At 58.4% G+C, this 16,374-nt stretch carries 15 protein-coding genes and 1 pseudogene; 14 read left to right on the top strand and 2 right to left on the bottom strand.

The window, feature by feature from the left end; all coding sequences use genetic code 11:
• Nucleotides 1-239: 239 nt before the first annotated feature.
• From ACIPIN_RS21360 to ACIPIN_RS21330, 7 genes are all read left to right on the top strand, one after another.
• A complete protein-coding gene (locus ACIPIN_RS21360; protein ID WP_401121789.1) occupies nt 240-878 on the top strand; it encodes a peroxiredoxin in 639 nt (212 codons plus the stop codon).
• Nucleotides 879-1,199: 321 nt separating this feature from the next.
• Entirely contained in the window at nt 1,200-1,793 is a 594-nt protein-coding gene (ssuE, locus tag ACIPIN_RS21355) for an NADPH-dependent FMN reductase (protein WP_401121787.1), read from the top strand.
• A gap of 90 nt (nt 1,794-1,883) precedes the next feature.
• Entirely contained in the window at nt 1,884-2,852 is a 969-nt protein-coding gene (locus tag ACIPIN_RS21350; protein ID WP_401121785.1) for a sulfonate ABC transporter substrate-binding protein, read from the top strand.
• Nucleotides 2,853-2,877: 25 nt separating this feature from the next.
• Entirely contained in the window at nt 2,878-4,026 is a 1,149-nt protein-coding gene (ssuD, locus tag ACIPIN_RS21345; RefSeq protein WP_401121782.1) for an FMNH2-dependent alkanesulfonate monooxygenase, read from the top strand.
• An 8-nt stretch (nt 4,027-4,034) separates the two neighbouring features.
• A complete protein-coding gene (gene ssuC, locus ACIPIN_RS21340; RefSeq protein ID WP_401121779.1) occupies nt 4,035-4,823 on the top strand; it encodes an aliphatic sulfonate ABC transporter permease SsuC in 789 nt (262 codons plus the stop codon).
• On the top strand, nt 4,820-5,626 hold the full coding sequence (ssuB, locus tag ACIPIN_RS21335) for an aliphatic sulfonates ABC transporter ATP-binding protein (RefSeq protein WP_401121778.1): 807 nt from the start codon (nt 4,820-4,822) through the stop codon (nt 5,624-5,626). Before ssuC ends, ssuB begins: the two co-directional genes overlap by 4 nt.
• 33 nt (nt 5,627-5,659) lie before the next feature.
• Nucleotides 5,660-5,875 carry a molybdopterin-binding protein gene (locus tag ACIPIN_RS21330; RefSeq protein WP_003213899.1) on the top strand — a complete coding sequence of 72 codons (216 nt, stop codon included), beginning with the start codon at nt 5,660-5,662 and terminating at the stop codon, nt 5,873-5,875.
• A 126-nt stretch (nt 5,876-6,001) separates the two neighbouring features.
• On the opposite strand, the gene ACIPIN_RS21325 is transcribed toward ACIPIN_RS21330, so the two are convergent.
• A complete protein-coding gene (locus tag ACIPIN_RS21325) occupies nt 6,002-6,640 on the bottom strand; it encodes a TetR/AcrR family transcriptional regulator (protein WP_401121775.1) in 639 nt (212 codons plus the stop codon).
• Nucleotides 6,641-6,866: 226 nt separating this feature from the next.
• Nucleotides 6,867-8,243 (bottom strand): glutamine synthetase family protein, encoded by a 1,377-nt coding sequence (locus tag ACIPIN_RS21320; RefSeq protein WP_401121773.1) that lies wholly within the window; start codon nt 8,241-8,243, stop codon nt 6,867-6,869.
• Nucleotides 8,244-8,521: 278 nt separating this feature from the next.
• Here ACIPIN_RS21320 and ACIPIN_RS21315 point away from each other — a divergent pair.
• The 7 genes and pseudogenes from ACIPIN_RS21315 to ACIPIN_RS21285 form a co-directional block, all read left to right on the top strand.
• Nucleotides 8,522-8,836 (top strand): annotated as a pseudogene (locus ACIPIN_RS21315) (gamma-glutamyl-gamma-aminobutyrate hydrolase family protein); the annotation flags it as partial.
• Between the two features lie 74 nt (nt 8,837-8,910).
• On the top strand, nt 8,911-10,269 hold the full coding sequence (locus ACIPIN_RS21310; protein WP_401121770.1) for a glutamine synthetase family protein: 1,359 nt from the start codon (nt 8,911-8,913) through the stop codon (nt 10,267-10,269).
• A gap of 53 nt (nt 10,270-10,322) precedes the next feature.
• Nucleotides 10,323-11,687, top strand: coding sequence for an aspartate aminotransferase family protein (locus ACIPIN_RS21305; RefSeq protein WP_401121768.1), 1,365 nt, complete (start codon nt 10,323-10,325; stop codon nt 11,685-11,687).
• Nucleotides 11,688-11,887: 200 nt separating this feature from the next.
• On the top strand, nt 11,888-12,982 hold the full coding sequence (locus ACIPIN_RS21300; RefSeq protein ID WP_401121854.1) for a polyamine ABC transporter substrate-binding protein: 1,095 nt from the start codon (nt 11,888-11,890) through the stop codon (nt 12,980-12,982).
• 187 nt (nt 12,983-13,169) lie between these two features.
• Nucleotides 13,170-14,264: a polyamine ABC transporter substrate-binding protein gene (locus ACIPIN_RS21295; RefSeq protein ID WP_401121765.1), complete on the top strand. Its 1,095-nt coding sequence runs from the start codon at nt 13,170-13,172 to the stop codon at nt 14,262-14,264.
• Nucleotides 14,265-14,335: 71 nt separating this feature from the next.
• Complete coding sequence (locus tag ACIPIN_RS21290) at nt 14,336-15,478, top strand: ABC transporter ATP-binding protein (protein WP_123426282.1); 1,143 nt, start codon at nt 14,336-14,338, stop codon at nt 15,476-15,478.
• A gap of 35 nt (nt 15,479-15,513) precedes the next feature.
• Nucleotides 15,514-16,374, top strand: an 861-nt coding sequence (locus tag ACIPIN_RS21285) for an ABC transporter permease subunit (protein WP_401121852.1), incomplete at its 3' end; no start/stop codon positions are given.

Raw genomic sequence — 16,374 nt, 5'->3', positions numbered from 1 at the left:
GCGGGGCTTTTGTGTTTCAAGTCGGGCCCACCCCCGCAGACCCTCCTTCATTTCCCTCTTTGCAGCAACTCAAGGCCTTCTCGAACCTTGGTTCCAAGACTGGTCTTCGTTGACGTATGCGTCCAGTGAACAGATGTTTAATATTCGTTTATGATCTAAATAAATCAATATTTATTCTTTTTAATAATTCACGACACTAGGCACAGTAGGCTCATCACGCACTCACCAGGAGCAGCACCATGAGCCTCAGACTGGGCGACATTGCCCCCGATTTCGAACAGGATTCCAGCGCCGGCACCCTCCGTTTTCACGAGTGGCTGGGCGATAGCTGGGGCGTGCTGTTTTCCCATCCGGCGGACTTCACGCCGGTGTGCACCACTGAGCTGGGGTTTACCGCCAAGCTCAAGGATGAATTCGCCAAGCGCGGCGTCAAGGCCATCGCGCTGTCGGTCGACCCGGTGGATTCGCACCACAAGTGGATCGAAGACATCAACGAAACCCAGAACACCCTCGTCAACTTCCCGATCCTTGCCGACGCCGATCGCAAGGTCTCCGATCTCTATGACCTGATCCACCCGAACGCCAACGACACCCTGACCGTGCGTTCGCTGTTCGTGATTGATCCGAACAAGAAGGTTCGCCTGACCATCACCTATCCGGCCAGTACCGGACGCAACTTTCACGAGATCCTGCGGGTGATCGATTCGTTGCAACTCACCGACAACTACAAAGTGGCCACCCCGGCCAACTGGCAGGACGGTGATGAAGTGGTGATCGTGCCGTCGCTCAAAGATGAAGACGAAATCAACAAACGCTTCCCCAAAGGCTACCGCGCGGTGAAACCGTACCTGCGCCTGACACCACAACCCAATAAATAAGGTCCGGATTGTTCGGTGGTACTGAAATCCAATCGCGAGCAAGCTCGCTCCCACAGGTGTACGCATTCCAATGTGGGAGCGAGCTTGCTCGCGATAGCGGTCTGCCAAGCGCAACAGCTCCAAAGGTATCCACAAAGCAGGGGATTTCAGGCCGTTTCGACGGCCTTTTTTTCGTTTGGAGAGCGCTGTCATGCATATTCATTTAAAGAATAAACAAATAAATAAATATGATTTATAGATATATAAATCAGCTGGTAAGGTCTGCCCATCGTCACGAGATCGCACACTGCGAATCGCCAAAGAAGTTTAAGGAATTGCCGCATGCTGGTCGTCTCACTCGGAGGAAGTCCCAGCCAACGCTCCCGGTCCGGGGTGTTGCTGGATCGCTCCCAACGCTGGTTGCAGCAACAAGGAGTCGAAGTGGTGAGTTATCAGGTACGGGACTTCCCGGCCGAAGATTTGCTGCACGCACGCTTCGACAGCCCGAAGGTGGTTGACCTGCTGCAACAGATTGAAAACGCCGATGGCCTGCTGATCGCTACACCGGTCTACAAGGCGTCGTTTTCCGGCGCGCTGAAAACCGTACTGGATCTGCTGCCCGAACGCGCCCTGAGCCACAAGGTTGTACTGCCGATGGCCACTGGAGGCAGCATCGCCCACATGCTGGCTGTGGATTACGCGCTCAAGCCCGTGCTGTCGGCGCTGAAAGCCCAGGAAATGCTCCACGGGATTTTCGCCGAAGACAGCCAGATCGCTTACGGCGAAGGCGGTGCCCAGGCGCAATTGGCGCCACAGCTGGAGCAACGTTTGAATGAGGCGCTGGAGCAGTTCTTCAGTGCCATGGCTCGACGTCCAAAGCCCCTTGATCCACGTCTGTTGAATGAACGTTTGTTGAGTGCTCGCTGGAGCATTTAAGCCTTACCCGAAAATTGAAGTACTGGCCTTACTCGCCCGCTAACGGGCAAGCAGGTGTAGCCAAAACCCAACTGCAAAAAGGAGAGCGCTATGCGCACTGTCATTTTGCGTCGTGGTCTGGTCGCTCTGTTTGCTGCGGCTGTGTCCTTCGGCGTTATTACTCAAACTCAAGCGGCCGAGACCTTGCGAATCGGCTATCAAAAGTACGGCACCCTGGTGCTGCTCAAAGCCCGCGGCTCGCTGGAAAAACGCCTCGCCGCCCAAGGCGTCGACGTGCAATGGACTGAATTCCCCGGTGGTCCGCAGTTGCTCGAAGGGCTGAACGTTGGCTCGATCGATTTCGGCGTGACCGGCGAAACCCCACCGGTCTTCGCTCAGGCGGCCGGTGCCGATCTGCTCTACGTCGCCTACGAACCGCCAGCGCCACACAGCGAGGCGATCCTGGTACCGAAAGACTCTGCGATCAAATCGGTGCAGGACCTCAAGGGCAAGAAAGTCGTCCTCAACAAAGGCTCCAACGTGCACTACCTGTTGGTGCGCGCCCTCGAAGACGCCGGTCTCAAATACACCGACATTCAAACCGTATTCCTGCCGCCGGCCGATGCCCGCGCAGCGTTCGAACGTGGCAGCGTCGATGCCTGGGTGATCTGGGACCCGTACCAGGCCGCCGCCGAACAGCAACTGCAAGCACGCACCCTGCGTGATGGCAGTGGCATCGTCGACAACCATCAGTTCTACCTGGCGACCAAGCCTTACGCCGTGAAAAATCCGGCCGTGATCAAAACCCTGATTGAAGAAATCCGCGCCATCGGCGAGTGGTCCAGGGCCAACCCTATCGAGGTGACCGAACAAGTCGCGCCACTGCTCGGCCTGTCGGCAGATATCACCCGGACCGCGGTGAAGCGCCAGGGCTACGGTGCGCATTTCCTCACCCCGGAAGTGGTCGCCGCCCAGCAGAAAATCGCCGACAGCTTCTACCAGCTCAAGTTGATCCCCAAGCCCTTGAGCATCAAAGACGTGATCTGGACGCCACCGGCAGCCGTTGCTACCGCACCGTAATTCGATTTCCTTAGGAGACCACTCCATGAGCCTTAATATTTTCTGGTTCCTGCCTACCCACGGTGACGGCCATTACCTTGGCACCGCCGAAGGCGCTCGCGCCGTGGATCACGGTTATTTGCAGCAAGTCGCCCAAGCGGCGGATCGTCTGGGTTTCGGCGGGGTGTTGATTCCCACCGGGCGCTCCTGTGAAGACTCGTGGCTGGTGGCCGCGTCGCTGATACCGGTCACCCAGCGCTTGAAGTTTCTGGTCGCGTTGCGCCCCGGGATCATTTCCCCGACGGTGGCCGCGCGTCAGGCGGCGACCCTGGATCGTTTATCCGGCGGTCGTGCGTTGTTCAACCTGGTGACCGGCGGCGATCCGGAAGAACTGGCCGGTGATGGATTGTTCCTCAGTCACGAAGAGCGCTATCAGGCCTCGGTGGAATTTACCCGGATCTGGCGTCGGGTGCTGGAAGGCGAGACGGTCGATTACGACGGTCAGCACATCAGCGTGAAGGGTGCGAAATTGCTCTATCCGCCGATCCAGCAACCGCGTCCGCCGCTGTACTTCGGTGGCTCCTCGGAAGCCGCTCAGGACCTGGCTGCCGAGCAGGTCGAAATGGTTCTGACGTGGGGCGAGCCGCCGGCCGCCGTCGCCGAGAAGATCGAGCAAGTGCGAGCCAAAGCCGCGAAGCTCGGACGCACCGTGCGCTTCGGTATTCGTTTGCATGTGATCGTCCGCGAAACCAACGCTGAAGCCTGGCAAGCGGCGGACCGGCTGATCTCCCATCTGGACGACGACACCATCGCCCGCGCTCAGGCCTCGTTGGCGCGCTTCGACTCGGTCGGCCAGCAGCGCATGGCCGCGCTGCACGGCGGCAGCCGCGACAACCTCGAAGTCAGCCCGAACCTCTGGGCCGGCGTCGGTCTGGTGCGTGGCGGTGCCGGTACAGCGCTGGTTGGGGACGGCCCGACCGTGGCGGCGCGGGTCAAGGAATACGCGGACCTTGGCATCGATACCTTTATCTTCTCGGGCTACCCGCATTTGGAAGAATCGTATCGGGTCGCGGAGCTGCTGTTCCCGCACCTCGACATCGAGCGTCCCGAGTTGCCGAAAAGCGCCGGTTACATCAGCCCGTTTGGCGAGATGGTCGCCAACGATATTCTTCCCAAAGCCGCGTCCCAGAGCTGAGGCGCGCCATGAAAAGCGAAAAGATTATCCACAGCCTCGCGCCCTGGGCATTGCCGGTGCTGCTACTGGCGGTGTGGCAGTTGTCGGTGTCGGCGGGCTGGTTGTCGACGCGGATTCTGCCGGCACCCAGTGCGGTGATCGAGGCGGGCGTGAGCCTGGTGCGCAGCGGCGAGATCTGGAAACACCTGGCGATCAGCGGTTGGCGCGCCGGCATTGGTTTTGTGATTGGCGGCGGTATCGGTCTGGCGCTGGGCTTTATCACCGGTCTGTCGAAATGGGGCGAACGCCTGCTCGACAGTTCAGTGCAGATGATCCGCAACGTGCCGCATCTGGCGCTGATTCCGCTGGTGATCCTGTGGTTCGGCATCGACGAGTCGGCGAAGATTTTTCTGGTGGCGCTGGGGACGTTGTTCCCGATCTACCTCAACACCTACCACGGCATTCGCAACGTCGACCCGGCCTTGGTGGAAATGGCGCGCAGTTACGGTTTGTCCGGATTCAGCCTGTTCCGCCAGGTGATTCTGCCGGGCGCGCTGCCTTCGATTCTGGTGGGCGTGCGCTTTGCCCTGGGCTTCATGTGGCTGACCCTGATCGTCGCTGAAACCATCTCCGCCAGTTCCGGCATCGGTTACCTGGCAATGAATGCCCGGGAGTTCTTGCAAACGGATGTGGTGGTGCTGGCGATTGTTTTGTACGCGGTGCTCGGCAAATTGGCCGACCTCGCGGCCCGTGGTCTGGAACGGATCTGGTTGCGCTGGCATCCGGCCTATCAAGTGGCCAGGAGGGACGCAGCATGACGGCACAACAACCTCCACGCCTGCTGCGCGGGATACCGCTGGCGGTGCGCAAACTGCAAAAAACCTTTGGTGCGCGGCAGGTGCTGCGCGAGATCGACCTGCACATTCCGGCCGGTCAGTTCGTTGCAGTGGTCGGTCGCAGCGGCTGCGGCAAAAGCACCTTGCTGCGTCTGCTTGCTGGCCTTGATCAACCCACGGCCGGTGAACTGTTGGCCGGCTCTGCGCCGCTTGGCGAGGCGCGCGAAGACACTCGGCTGATGTTCCAGGAAGCACGTTTGTTGCCATGGAAAAAGGTCATCGACAACGTCGGCCTCGGGCTCAAGGGTAATTGGCGTCAGCAGGCTTTGGACGCACTGGAAGCGGTGGGCCTGGCGGATCGTGCCGATGAATGGCCAGCGGCGTTGTCCGGCGGGCAAAAGCAGCGGGTGGCATTGGCGCGGGCGCTGATCCATCAGCCGCGTTTGCTGTTGCTCGATGAGCCGCTGGGCGCACTGGATGCGCTGACCCGAATTGAAATGCAGCAACTGATCGAACGCCTCTGGCAACAGCACGGTTTTACCGTGTTGCTGGTGACCCACGACGTCAGTGAAGCGGTGGCGATCGCCGACCGGGTGTTGCTGATCGAAGAGGGCGAAATCGGCCTCGACCTACACGTCGAACTGCCGCGCCCTCGGGTGCGTGGTTCTCATCGGCTGGCGGCGCTGGAAACCGAAGTGCTCAACCGCGTGCTGTCACTGCCGGGCTCGCCGCCGGAACCGGAACCTGTTTCACCCTTGCCCACGCAATTGCGCTGGGCTCACTGACTCAACGTTCTCCCAACGACAGGAATCAACATCATGACGATCAAAGCCATCAACGTTCGCAACCAGTTCAAAGGCACCATCAAGGAAATCGTCGAAGGTGACGTGCTCTCGGAAATCGATGTTCAGACAGCGTCCGGCATCGTTACCTCGGTCATCACCACGCGCTCGGTCAAAGAACTGGAACTGGTGATCGGCAGCGAAGTGATCGCCTTCGTGAAATCCACCGAGGTGTCGATCGCCAAGTTGTGATTGATGCGCGGTACACAACCCCGGACGGCTTGAGCCCTTCGGGGTTTTTGTGGTTTTTCTCTGGGTATCGGCGGCGCAGCCATCGCGAGCAAGCTCGCGATGAGGCCGGAGAAAACAATAGAAAAATCAGGCTGGAATCGCGCGCTTGGGTAGATACGGCGGCAGATACAGTCCCAGATACGCGTCAAACACCCGCATGCCTTCCTCGGCCATGCGCGGGGTGATCTGCCCGTGTTGTTGCACCGAGCGGGCATAGACGCGGTCGCCCAGCTCCATGGCCAGGGCAAAGACGTCGACGTCCTTGGGCAGCGACGGCAGTTCGAAATGCTGATCGAAGAGTTTGTGCATCAGGTCGCCGAGCTCGATGTCGTGCTGGCGGTCGGCCTGGGTGACTTCGGTCAGGCCGTGTTGAGCGAGGATCAACTGGCGCGCGGCGGCATCTTCGCTGTAGATGGCGAGCATGCGTTGCTCGACCAATCGCGACAGATCGCGCCAGCCATTCAGCGAGTCGACTTCGATCGGCTCTTGCAGGCAGGCGCGGAAGGCGCTGTGGACGTCGGCGGTCAGGGCTTCGAGCAAGGCCGGGACGCTGGCGAAGAAATGGTAGACCGATGACGGCGGGATCTCGGCGCGCTCGGCCACGCTGTAGATCGACAGGCTGGCCACGCCTTCGGCGGCAAGCAGCGTGCGGGCGGCATCGAGTATCGAGTCGATCCGGGCCTGGCTGCGTGCGCGGGGTTTGCGAAGGGGGGCGGGGCGCGTCATTGAAGTCTCCTGCAGGGCAGCGGGCATTGTACGAGCAGGGTTCGATGTTGTCTGCCAGGACGCCATCGCGGGCAAGCCTTGCTCCTACAGAGGTTTGGCTTCGGGCCATAAATACCGATCGGCTCAACCCTGTAGGAGCAAAGCTTGCTCGCGATCCGCCGCAGGCGGCCATAAAAAAACGCCGTGGGCGTTGAGCCCCACGGCGTTGTTTTTTTGCTACAGCCGCTTACACGGTGTGCAGGTACCAGTTGTACTCGAGGTCGGAGATGGAGTGTTCGAACTCCTCCAGCTCGCTCTCTTTACAGGCGACAAAAATGTCGATGTATTTCGGATCGATGTACTTGGCCATGACTTCGCTGTCGTCCAGCTCGCGCAGTGCATCACGCAGGTTGTTCGGCAGGCTCTGCTCGTTCTGCTCGTAGCTGTTGCCTTCAACCGGCGCGCCAGGTTCGATCTTGTTGACCAGACCGTGGTGCACGCCCGCCAATACCGAAGCCATCAGCAGGTACGGGTTGGCATCGGCGCCGGCAACGCGGTGTTCGATACGGACGGCATCGGAAGAGCCTGTCGGTACGCGAATCGCCACGGTACGGTTGTCCAGGCCCCAGCACGGCGAGTTCGGCACGTAGAACTGTGCGCCGAAACGACGGTACGAGTTGACGTTCGGGCAGAGGAAAGCCATCTGCGCCGGTAGGGTCTCGAGCACACCGCCGATCGCGTGACGCAGTGCGGCGTTCTGCTCGGGATCCTCACTGGCAAAAATATTTTTGCCGTCTTTATCAAGGATCGAGATATGGACGTGCAGACCGTTACCCGCCTGGCCTGGGTAAGGCTTGGCCATGAAGGTGGTGTCCATCTCATGGTCGTAGGCGATGTTTTTGATCAGACGCTTGAGCAGTACCGCGTAATCGCAGGCCTTGATCGGGTCGGCAACGTGGTGCAGGTTCACTTCGAACTGCGCCGGAGCACTTTCCTTGACGATCGCGTCGGCAGGGATGCCTTGCTCTTTCGCACCTTCCAGAATGTCCTGGAGGCAGTCGACGTATTCGTCCAGGTCGTCGATCAGGTACACCTGTGTCGAGTGCGGACGTTTGCCGGAAACCGGCGAGCGCGGAGGTTGTGGCCGGCCATTCACGTTCTCCTGGTCGATCAGGTAGAACTCAAGCTCGAATGCGGCGCAGATGGTCAGACCCATGTCGTCGAACTTGCGCACCACATTGGCCAGCACTTCACGCGGGTCGGCGAAGAAAGGTTCACCTTCAATTTCGTGCATGGTCATTAACAGTTGCGCGGTCGGGCGCTTCTGCCAGGGTTCATTGCACAGGGTATCGGGGATTGGATAGCAGATTCGGTCAGCATCACCGATGTCCAGACCCAGACCGGTGCTTTCCACCGTCGAGCCATTGATATCCAGAGCAAATAGAGAGGCCGGCAGGTTGATGCCTTTCTCGTAAACCTTGTGGAGGCTGGTGCGTTCGATGCGCTTGCCGCGCACCACACCATTCATCTCCGCATACAGAACGTCTTCGTAGAGTACGTCAGGATGTTCCTTAAGGAACGCGTTCGCTTCGTTAAGCTGAACGGCACGCGGGGGTACCGACATGATGCAACACCTTTGTTGTTAAAAATATCAATCATTGATCTTTTCAGATTCCAGTCAACCCGAACGGCATGCCGAAGTCAAGCGAGGCCGTTTTTGCCCTAAAAAAGCGCTCGAAGGGCATTTTTGAGGCGCTTTGGGGCGTTTTTTTGCCTTCGGGGTCTTTGACGACCGCAGGCTTGAGCGGGGCGTGTTGTATTTTTTACGGGGGTGTTGTGTAAAAAAATGAACAACGCTAAGCTCGAATCAAACCCATAACAGCAATAATACCGGGGTGCTTCATGTCTCGCCTGCCGTTAATCGGCGTCACCGACTGCTCAAGGCAGATCGGTTTGCATGCTTATCACATCACTGGCGATAAGTACGTCCGCGCAGTGGCCACCGCTGCCAAGGGCCTGCCGTTGATCCTTCCGTCCCTGGCGGAGCTGCTCGATCCGACCGATATTATTGACGGTCTGGATGGCATCCTGTTTACCGGCTCTCTTTCCAATGTAGAACCTTTTCACTATAGCGGTCCTGCCAGTGCGCCGGGAACTGCTCGTGATCCTGCACGCGACGCCACTACCCTCCCGTTGATTCGCGCCGGCAAGCAGGCAACACAACGCGACGCGGATGCGTCAAACAACGCCTGACTTTTAAAGACGTCAGGACACTCAGCCCAGAGGCATTTATGAGTAACAACCTCGACCAGCTCACCGATTGGTTGAAAGACCACAAGATCACAGAAGTCGAATGCATGATTGGCGATCTGACCGGGATCACCCGTGGCAAGATTTCGCCGACCAACAAGTTCATTGCCGAAAAAGGCATGCGCCTGCCCGAGAGTGTGCTGTTGCAAACAGTGACGGGCGACTACGTCGAAGACGACATCTATTACGAGCTGCTCGACCCGGCCGACATCGACATGATCTGCCGCCCGGACTCGAACGCGGTATTCCTCGTGCCGTGGGCCATCGAGCCGACCGCACAGGTGATTCACGACACTTACGACAAGCAGGGCAACCCGATCGAGCTGTCGCCGCGCAACGTGCTCAAAAAGGTACTGAAGCTCTATTCCGACAAGGGCTGGCAGCCGATCGTGGCGCCGGAGATGGAGTTCTACCTGACCAAGCGTTGCGAAGACCCGGACTTCCCGTTGCAGCCACCGATTGGCCGCTCCGGTCGCCCGGAAACCGGCCGTCAGTCGTTTTCTATTGAGGCGGCCAACGAATTCGACCCGCTGTTCGAAGACGTCTACGACTGGTGCGAACTGCAAGAGCTGGATCTGGACACGCTGATCCACGAAGACGGCACGGCGCAGATGGAAATCAACTTCCGTCATGGCGATGCGCTGTCCCTGGCCGACCAGATTCTGGTGTTCAAGCGCACCATGCGCGAAGCGGCGCTCAAGCACAACGTAGCCGCGACCTTCATGGCCAAGCCGATGACCGGCGAGCCGGGCAGTGCGATGCACTTGCACCAGAGCATCATCGACATCGAAAGCGGCAAGAACGTCTTCTCTAATGAAGACGGGAGCATGAGCGAGCTGTTCCTGCACCACATCGGTGGCTTGCAGAAGTTCATCCCCGAGCTGTTGCCGTTGTTCGCGCCGAACGTCAACTCGTTCCGCCGCTTCCTGCCGGATACCTCGGCACCGGTGAACGTGGAGTGGGGCGAAGAGAACCGCACTGTCGGCCTGCGAGTACCAGACGCAGGCCCGCAGAACCGTCGGGTGGAAAACCGCCTGCCGGGCGCCGATGCCAACCCTTACCTGGCGATCGCCGCGAGCCTGCTCTGCGGTTACATCGGCATGGTGGAAGGCATCACCCCAAGCGCACCCGTAGTTGGTCGTGGTTACGAGCGACGCAACCTGCGTCTGCCGCTGACCATTGAAGACGCACTGGAGCGCATGGAGCACAGCGCGACCATCGAGAAGTACCTGGGCAAAAAATTCATCACTGGCTACGTCGCGGTCAAGCGGGCCGAGCATGAAAACTTCAAGCGCGTCATCAGTTCGTGGGAGCGGGAGTTCCTGTTGTTCGCCGTCTGATGCGCCGGGTGCGGCCCTCAAAAGCCGCACTCTCACCCCACTAGGAGAGCTTTATGACCAGCAAGAACCCGCAAACCCGTGAATGGCAAACCCTGAGCAGCGAGCACCACCTGGCCCCCTTCAGCGACTTCAAGCAGCTGAAAGAGAAAGGCCCGCGGATCATCACCAACGCCAAGGGCGTTTACCTCTGGGACAGCGAAGGCAACAAGATCCTCGACGGCATGGCCGGTCTGTGGTGCGTGGCCATCGGTTACGGTCGCGATGAACTGGCCGATGCCGCCAGCAAACAGATGCGCGAGCTGCCTTATTACAATCTTTTCTTCCAGACCGCCCACCCGCCGGTACTGGAACTGGCCAAGGCCATTTCGGACATCGCGCCAGAAGGCATGAATCACGTGTTCTTCACCGGTTCCGGCTCTGAAGGCAACGACACCATGCTGCGCATGGTTCGCCACTATTGGGCGATCAAAGGCCAGCCGAAGAAGAAAGTCATCATCAGCCGCAAAAACGGTTACCACGGTTCGACCGTGGCCGGCGCCAGCCTGGGTGGCATGACCTATATGCACGAACAGGGCGACTTGCCGATCCCGGGCATTGTTCACATCCCGCAACCGTACTGGTTCGGTGAAGGTGGCGACATGAGCCCGGAAGAGTTCGGTATCTGGGCCGCCAATCAACTCGAAGAGAAGATTCTCGAACTCGGCGTCGACACTGTCGGGGCCTTTATTGCCGAGCCGATCCAGGGCGCGGGCGGCGTGATCATTCCGCCAGACAGCTACTGGCCGCGCATCAAGGAAATCCTCGCCAAGTACGACATCCTGTTCGTCGCGGACGAGGTGATCTGTGGCTTCGGCCGTACCGGCGAGTGGTTCGGTAGCGATTTCTACGGCCTCAAGCCCGACATGATGACCATCGCCAAGGGCCTGACGTCCGGCTACATCCCGATGGGTGGCCTGATCGTGCGTGACGAAGTGGTCGACGTGCTGAACGAAGGTGGCGACTTCAACCACGGCTTCACGTATTCCGGGCACCCGGTTGCCGCTGCGGTGGCACTGGAAAACATCCGCATTCTGCGCGACGAGAAAATTATCGAGCGCGTTCGTGCAGAAACGGCACCTTATTTGCAAAAGCGTCTACGGGAACTGAACGATCACCCGCTGGTGGGTGAGGTTCGTGGGGTAGGTCTGTTGGGGGCCATTGAGCTGGTTCAGGACAAGGCGACCCGGGCGCGGTACGTCGGCAAGGGTGTTGGCATGATCTGCCGGCAGTTCTGCTTCGACAACGGGCTGATCATGCGCGCCGTGGGCGACACCATGATCATCGCTCCGCCCCTGGTGATCACCGAAGCCGAGATCGACGAACTGGTCACCAAGGCGCGCAAGTGCCTGGACCTGACCCTGAGTGCGTTGCAAAGCTAAGTGCTAGGCTCTGAGCGAGGTCCGTGGCTGGCACTTCGCTCAGGGCGCACAAAGGACGGGTCTTTCCTTGAAAGCCTGCCTTGTAACTTGCCAGACTATCCGCTGTTTGAGTTGCCAAGGAATCGGCCGCTGGATCTTGGTTAACAAAAAATGTGCTTAAAAAAGAATAAATTGGAGCGTTACGCATGAAGGCATTAGGTTTGAAGAACACTGGCAAGACCCTGCTCGCCTTGTCCCTGATGGGCGTGATGGCTGGGGCAGCCCAGGCCGACGACAAAGTCCTGCACGTTTACAACTGGTCCGATTACATCGCACCGGACACCATCGCGAACTTTGAAAAAGAGTCCGGGATCAAGGTCGTCTACGATGTGTTCGACAGTAACGAAACCCTTGAGGCCAAGTTGCTGGCCGGCAAGTCCGGTTATGACGTGGTTGTACCGTCCAACAACTTCCTGGCCAAGCAGATCAAGGCTGGCGTTTACCAGGAGCTGGACAAGTCCAAGCTGTCCAACTACGGCAACCTGAACAAGTCGCTGCTCAAAGCGGTTTCTGTCAGCGACCCGGACAACAAACATGCCTTCCCTTACATGTGGGGCTCGATCGGTATCGGTTACAACGCCGAGAAGGTCAAAGCCGCGCTGGGCGTCGACAAAATCGACTCCTGGGATGTCGTGCTCAAGCCAGAGAACCTCGCCAAGCTCAAGGGCTGCGGCGTGAGCTTCCTCGATTCGCCTACCGAAATGCTGCCGGTCGCCCTGCATTACCTGGGTCTGCCGACCGACAGTCAGAAAAAGGAAGATCTGAAGAAGGCTGAAGAGCTGTTCCTGAAGATTCGTCCTTCGGTCACCTACTTCCACTCGTCCAAGTACATCTCCGACCTGGCCAACGGCAACATCTGCGTAGCCGTTGGCTACTCGGGTGACGTCCAGCAGGCCAAAACCCGTGCCGCCGAAGCCGGTGACAAGGTGAAAGTCAGCTACGCCATTCCGAAAGAAGGTGCCGGCAGCTTCTACGACATGGTCGCTATCCCTAAAGATGCGGAAAACGTCGAGGGTGCCTACAAGTTCATGAACTACCTGTTGCAGCCGAAAGTGATGGCTGAAATCACCAACGCTGTGCGTTTCCCTAACGGGAATGCCGAAGCAACCCAGTACGTGAACAAGGAAATCACCTCGGATCCGGGCATCTATCCGTCGACAGAGGTGCAGGCCAAGCTCTACGCCATCGCCGATTTGCCAGCCGCCACTCAGCGTGAGCTGACCCGCAGCTGGACCAAGATCAAATCCGGTAAATAAGCCGGTTTGAGGCAGTCACCTGTTGCCGTCGTCGCTCTGGCGGCGGCAACAGGAATAATTAAATGACAGAAAGTTTTGCTGGAAAGGTTTATCGAGGGTAAGTTGCGCGCCGGTTTTGTTTCCAGGCAGCCATGGCTGTCACGTAACGCTGGGCAACTTGGGCCCAACTATTTTAGAGGACCTCCACTTGCCTGTTTCTTTGTTTCGCAAAGCCATGCTGGTCGGCGCTGGCCTGACGCTTGCCGTCAGTGTTCAAGCCGCGCCCACTGTGCATATTTATAACTGGTCGGATTACATCGGGCAGACCACCCTGGCAGATTTCGAAAAGGCCACTGGCATCAAGCCGGTGTACGACGTGTTCGACTCCAATGAAACCCTGGAAGGCAAGTTGCTGGCCGGGCATACCGGTTATGACGTGGTCGTGCCGTCCAACCACTTCCTGGGCAAGCAGATCAAGGCTGGGGCGTTCCAGAAGCTCGACAGATCGCAACTGCCGAACTACTCCAACCTCGATCCGGCGCTGCTCAAGCGTCTGGAGAAAAACGATCCGGGTAATCAATACGCCGTGCCTTACCTGTGGGGCACTAACGGGATTGGTTACAACGTAGAGAAAGTCAAAGCGGCACTGGGTGTCGACAAGATCGACTCGTGGGCCATGCTGTTCGAGCCGGAAAACATCAAGAAGCTTTCCAGCTGCGGTGTTGCCTTCCTCGACTCGGCGGATGAAATGCTCCCCGCGGTGCTGAATTACATGGGCCTGTCGCCCAACAGCCAGAACCCTGAAGACTACAAGAAGGCTGAAGCCAAACTGTTGGCGGTGCGGCCTTATGTGACGTATTTCAACTCGTCCAAGTACATTTCCGATCTGGCCAACGGCGAGATTTGTGTTGCGGCCGGCTTCTCCGGCGATGTATTCCAGGCCAGGGCGCGTGCTGCCGAAGCCGGCAAAGGTATCGAAATTGCCTACGTGATTCCCAAAGAAGGCGGCAACCTGTGGTTCGACATGCTGGCAATTCCTCGGGATGCCGGCAACGTCAAAGAGGCCAATGCCTTCATCAACTATGTGCTCAAACCTGAAGTGATCGCTCAGGTCAGTGATGCCGTCGGCTATGCCAACCCGAATCCCAAGGCGGGTGAGCTGATGAATCAGGCAGTACGTACAGACGAGGCGGTTTACCCGTCGCAAGCCATCGTCGACAAGCTTTACGTCAACGCTGAGCTGCCGCCAAAGATTCAACGTTTGATGACCCGCAGCTGGACCAAGGTCAAGTCGGGTAAATAGTGACAAAGGCTCAGACTATCCAAGGTTCGCCTGCATTGGGTGAACTGCAAATTTTGTTGGGAGTTTCGTAAATGGCAGTTGCCTCCGGCGCCTATAAGAAAGCCCTCGAGGGCGACCAGTCACCTAAACAGGTGCTGGTCAAAATCGACCGGGTCACGAAGAAGTTCGACGAGACGATTGCCGTGGACGATGTGTCCCTGGAAATCAAGAAAGGCGAGATCTTCGCTTTGCTCGGCGGTTCGGGATCGGGCAAGTCGACCTTGCTGCGCATGCTCGCAGGTTTCGAACGGCCCACGGAGGGGCGCATTTTCCTCGATGGCGTAGACATCACCGAGATGCCGCCGTACGAGCGGCCGATCAACATGATGTTCCAGTCCTACGCCTTGTTCCCGCACATGACCGTGGCGCAGAACATCGCCTTCGGCCTGAAGCAGGACAAGATCCCGACGGCTGAAGTCGACGCCCGAGTGGCCGAGATGCTCAAACTGGTGCAGATGAGCCAGTACGCCAAGCGCAAGCCGCACCAGCTCTCTGGCGGTCAGCGCCAGCGTGTCGCGCTGGCTCGCTCGTTGGCCAAAAAGCCGAAGCTGCTGTTGCTCGACGAACCGATGGGCGCGCTGGACAAGAAACTGCGTTCGCAGATGCAGCTCGAATTGGTGGAAATCATCGAGCGTGTCGGCGTGACCTGCGTCATGGTGACCCACGACCAGGAAGAGGCCATGACCATGGCCGAGCGCATCGCGATCATGCACCTGGGCTGGATCGCCCAGATCGGCAGCCCGATCGACATCTACGAAACCCCGACCAGCCGTCTGGTGTGCGAGTTCATCGGCAACGTCAACATCTTCGACGGTGAAGTGGTGGACGACGCCGAGGGCCACGCGCTGATTACCTGCAAGGACCTGGACCGCAACATCTACGTCGGCCACGGCATCAGCACTTCGGTGCAAGACAAGTCGGTGACCTACGCGATTCGTCCGGAAAAACTGCTGGTGACGGCAGAAATGCCGACCTGCGAACACAACTGGTCGAGCGGCAAAGTGCACGACATCGCTTACCTGGGCGGCCACTCGGTGTTCTACGTTGAACTGCCAAGCGGCAAGATCGTGCAGTCGTTCGTGGCCAACGCCGAGCGGCGTGGCCAGCGTCCTACCTGGGGCGATCAGGTTTACGTCTGGTGGGAAGACGACAGCGGCGTGGTACTGCGCTCATGAACACGCAAAAGCTCAAACGACAACTCGGTCGAATAATTCCCGGTGGCCGTCATCTGGTCATCGGGGTTCCGTTTATCTGGCTGTTCATGTTCTTCATGTTGCCGTTCTTCATCGTTTTGAAGATCAGCTTCGCCGAAGCCGACGTGGCCATTCCGCCGTACACCCAGATCTACAGCTTCGTCGATCAGAAGATCCAGTTGCTACTGAATCTGGGCAATTACACGATGCTGGGCGGCGACGAGTTGTACATCGCCGCCTATCTTGGCTCGCTGAAGATGGCGCTGTTCAGCACCATTCTTTGTCTGCTGATCGGTTACCCGATGGCTTACGCCATCGCCAGTGCGCGTAAGGAAATACAGACCGTGCTGGTGCTGCTGATCATGATGCCGACCTGGACGGCGATCCTGATCCGCGTGTACGCGTGGATGGGTATCCTCAGCAACAACGGCCTGCTCAACGGCTTTTTAATGTCTATGGGCTGGATCAACGAGCCGCTGCAGATTCTCAACACCAACCTGGCGGTCTATATCGGCGTGGTCTATTCGTACCTGCCGTTCATGATCCTGCCGCTGTACGCCAACCTTGTGAAGCACGACAACAGTTTGCTGGAAGCCGCGTCGGACCTGGGTTCGAGCACCTTCAACAGCTTCTGGAAGATCACCGTTCCGTTGTCGAAAAACGGCATCATCGCTGGCTGCATGCTGGTGTTCATCCCGGTGGTGGGTGAGTTCGTGATCCCGGAACTGCTCGGTGGCCCGGAAACCCTGATGATCGGTAAAGTGCTCTGGCAAGAGTTCTTCAACAACCGCGACTGGCCGGTGGCGTCTTTGATTGGGTTTGTGATGATGTCTTTACTGATTTTTCCTTTAATTATGTTGTATGGCTTTTTGTGCTTG

Source organism: Pseudomonas sp. NPDC087697, assembly GCF_044743155.1.
Lineage (GTDB): Bacteria > Pseudomonadota > Gammaproteobacteria > Pseudomonadales > Pseudomonadaceae > Aquipseudomonas.
This window is presented reverse-complemented; position numbering and strand designations above follow the sequence as displayed.

Bases quoted from the DNA above. Each gene is read 5' to 3' on its own strand.
- ACIPIN_RS21360 (WP_401121789.1), top strand. From the start codon at position 240: ATGAGCCTCAGACTGGGCGACATTGCCCCCGATTTCGAACAGGATTCC.
- ssuE (WP_401121787.1), top strand. From the start codon at position 1,200: ATGCTGGTCGTCTCACTCGGAGGAAGTCCCAGCCAACGCTCCCGGTCC.
- ssuB (WP_401121778.1), top strand. From the start codon at position 4,820: ATGACGGCACAACAACCTCCACGCCTGCTGCGCGGGATACCGCTGGCG.
- ACIPIN_RS21305 (WP_401121768.1), top strand. From the start codon at position 10,323: ATGACCAGCAAGAACCCGCAAACCCGTGAATGGCAAACCCTGAGCAGC.
- ACIPIN_RS21290 (WP_123426282.1), top strand. From the start codon at position 14,336: ATGGCAGTTGCCTCCGGCGCCTATAAGAAAGCCCTCGAGGGCGACCAG.
- ssuD (WP_401121782.1), top strand. From the start codon at position 2,878: ATGAGCCTTAATATTTTCTGGTTCCTGCCTACCCACGGTGACGGCCAT.
- ACIPIN_RS21350 (WP_401121785.1), top strand. From the start codon at position 1,884: ATGCGCACTGTCATTTTGCGTCGTGGTCTGGTCGCTCTGTTTGCTGCG.
- ACIPIN_RS21320 (WP_401121773.1), bottom strand. From the start codon at position 8,243: ATGTCGGTACCCCCGCGTGCCGTTCAGCTTAACGAAGCGAACGCGTTC.
- ACIPIN_RS21310 (WP_401121770.1), top strand. From the start codon at position 8,911: ATGAGTAACAACCTCGACCAGCTCACCGATTGGTTGAAAGACCACAAG.
- ssuC (WP_401121779.1), top strand. From the start codon at position 4,035: ATGAAAAGCGAAAAGATTATCCACAGCCTCGCGCCCTGGGCATTGCCG.
- ACIPIN_RS21330 (WP_003213899.1), top strand. From the start codon at position 5,660: ATGACGATCAAAGCCATCAACGTTCGCAACCAGTTCAAAGGCACCATC.
- ACIPIN_RS21325 (WP_401121775.1), bottom strand. From the start codon at position 6,640: ATGACGCGCCCCGCCCCCCTTCGCAAACCCCGCGCACGCAGCCAGGCC.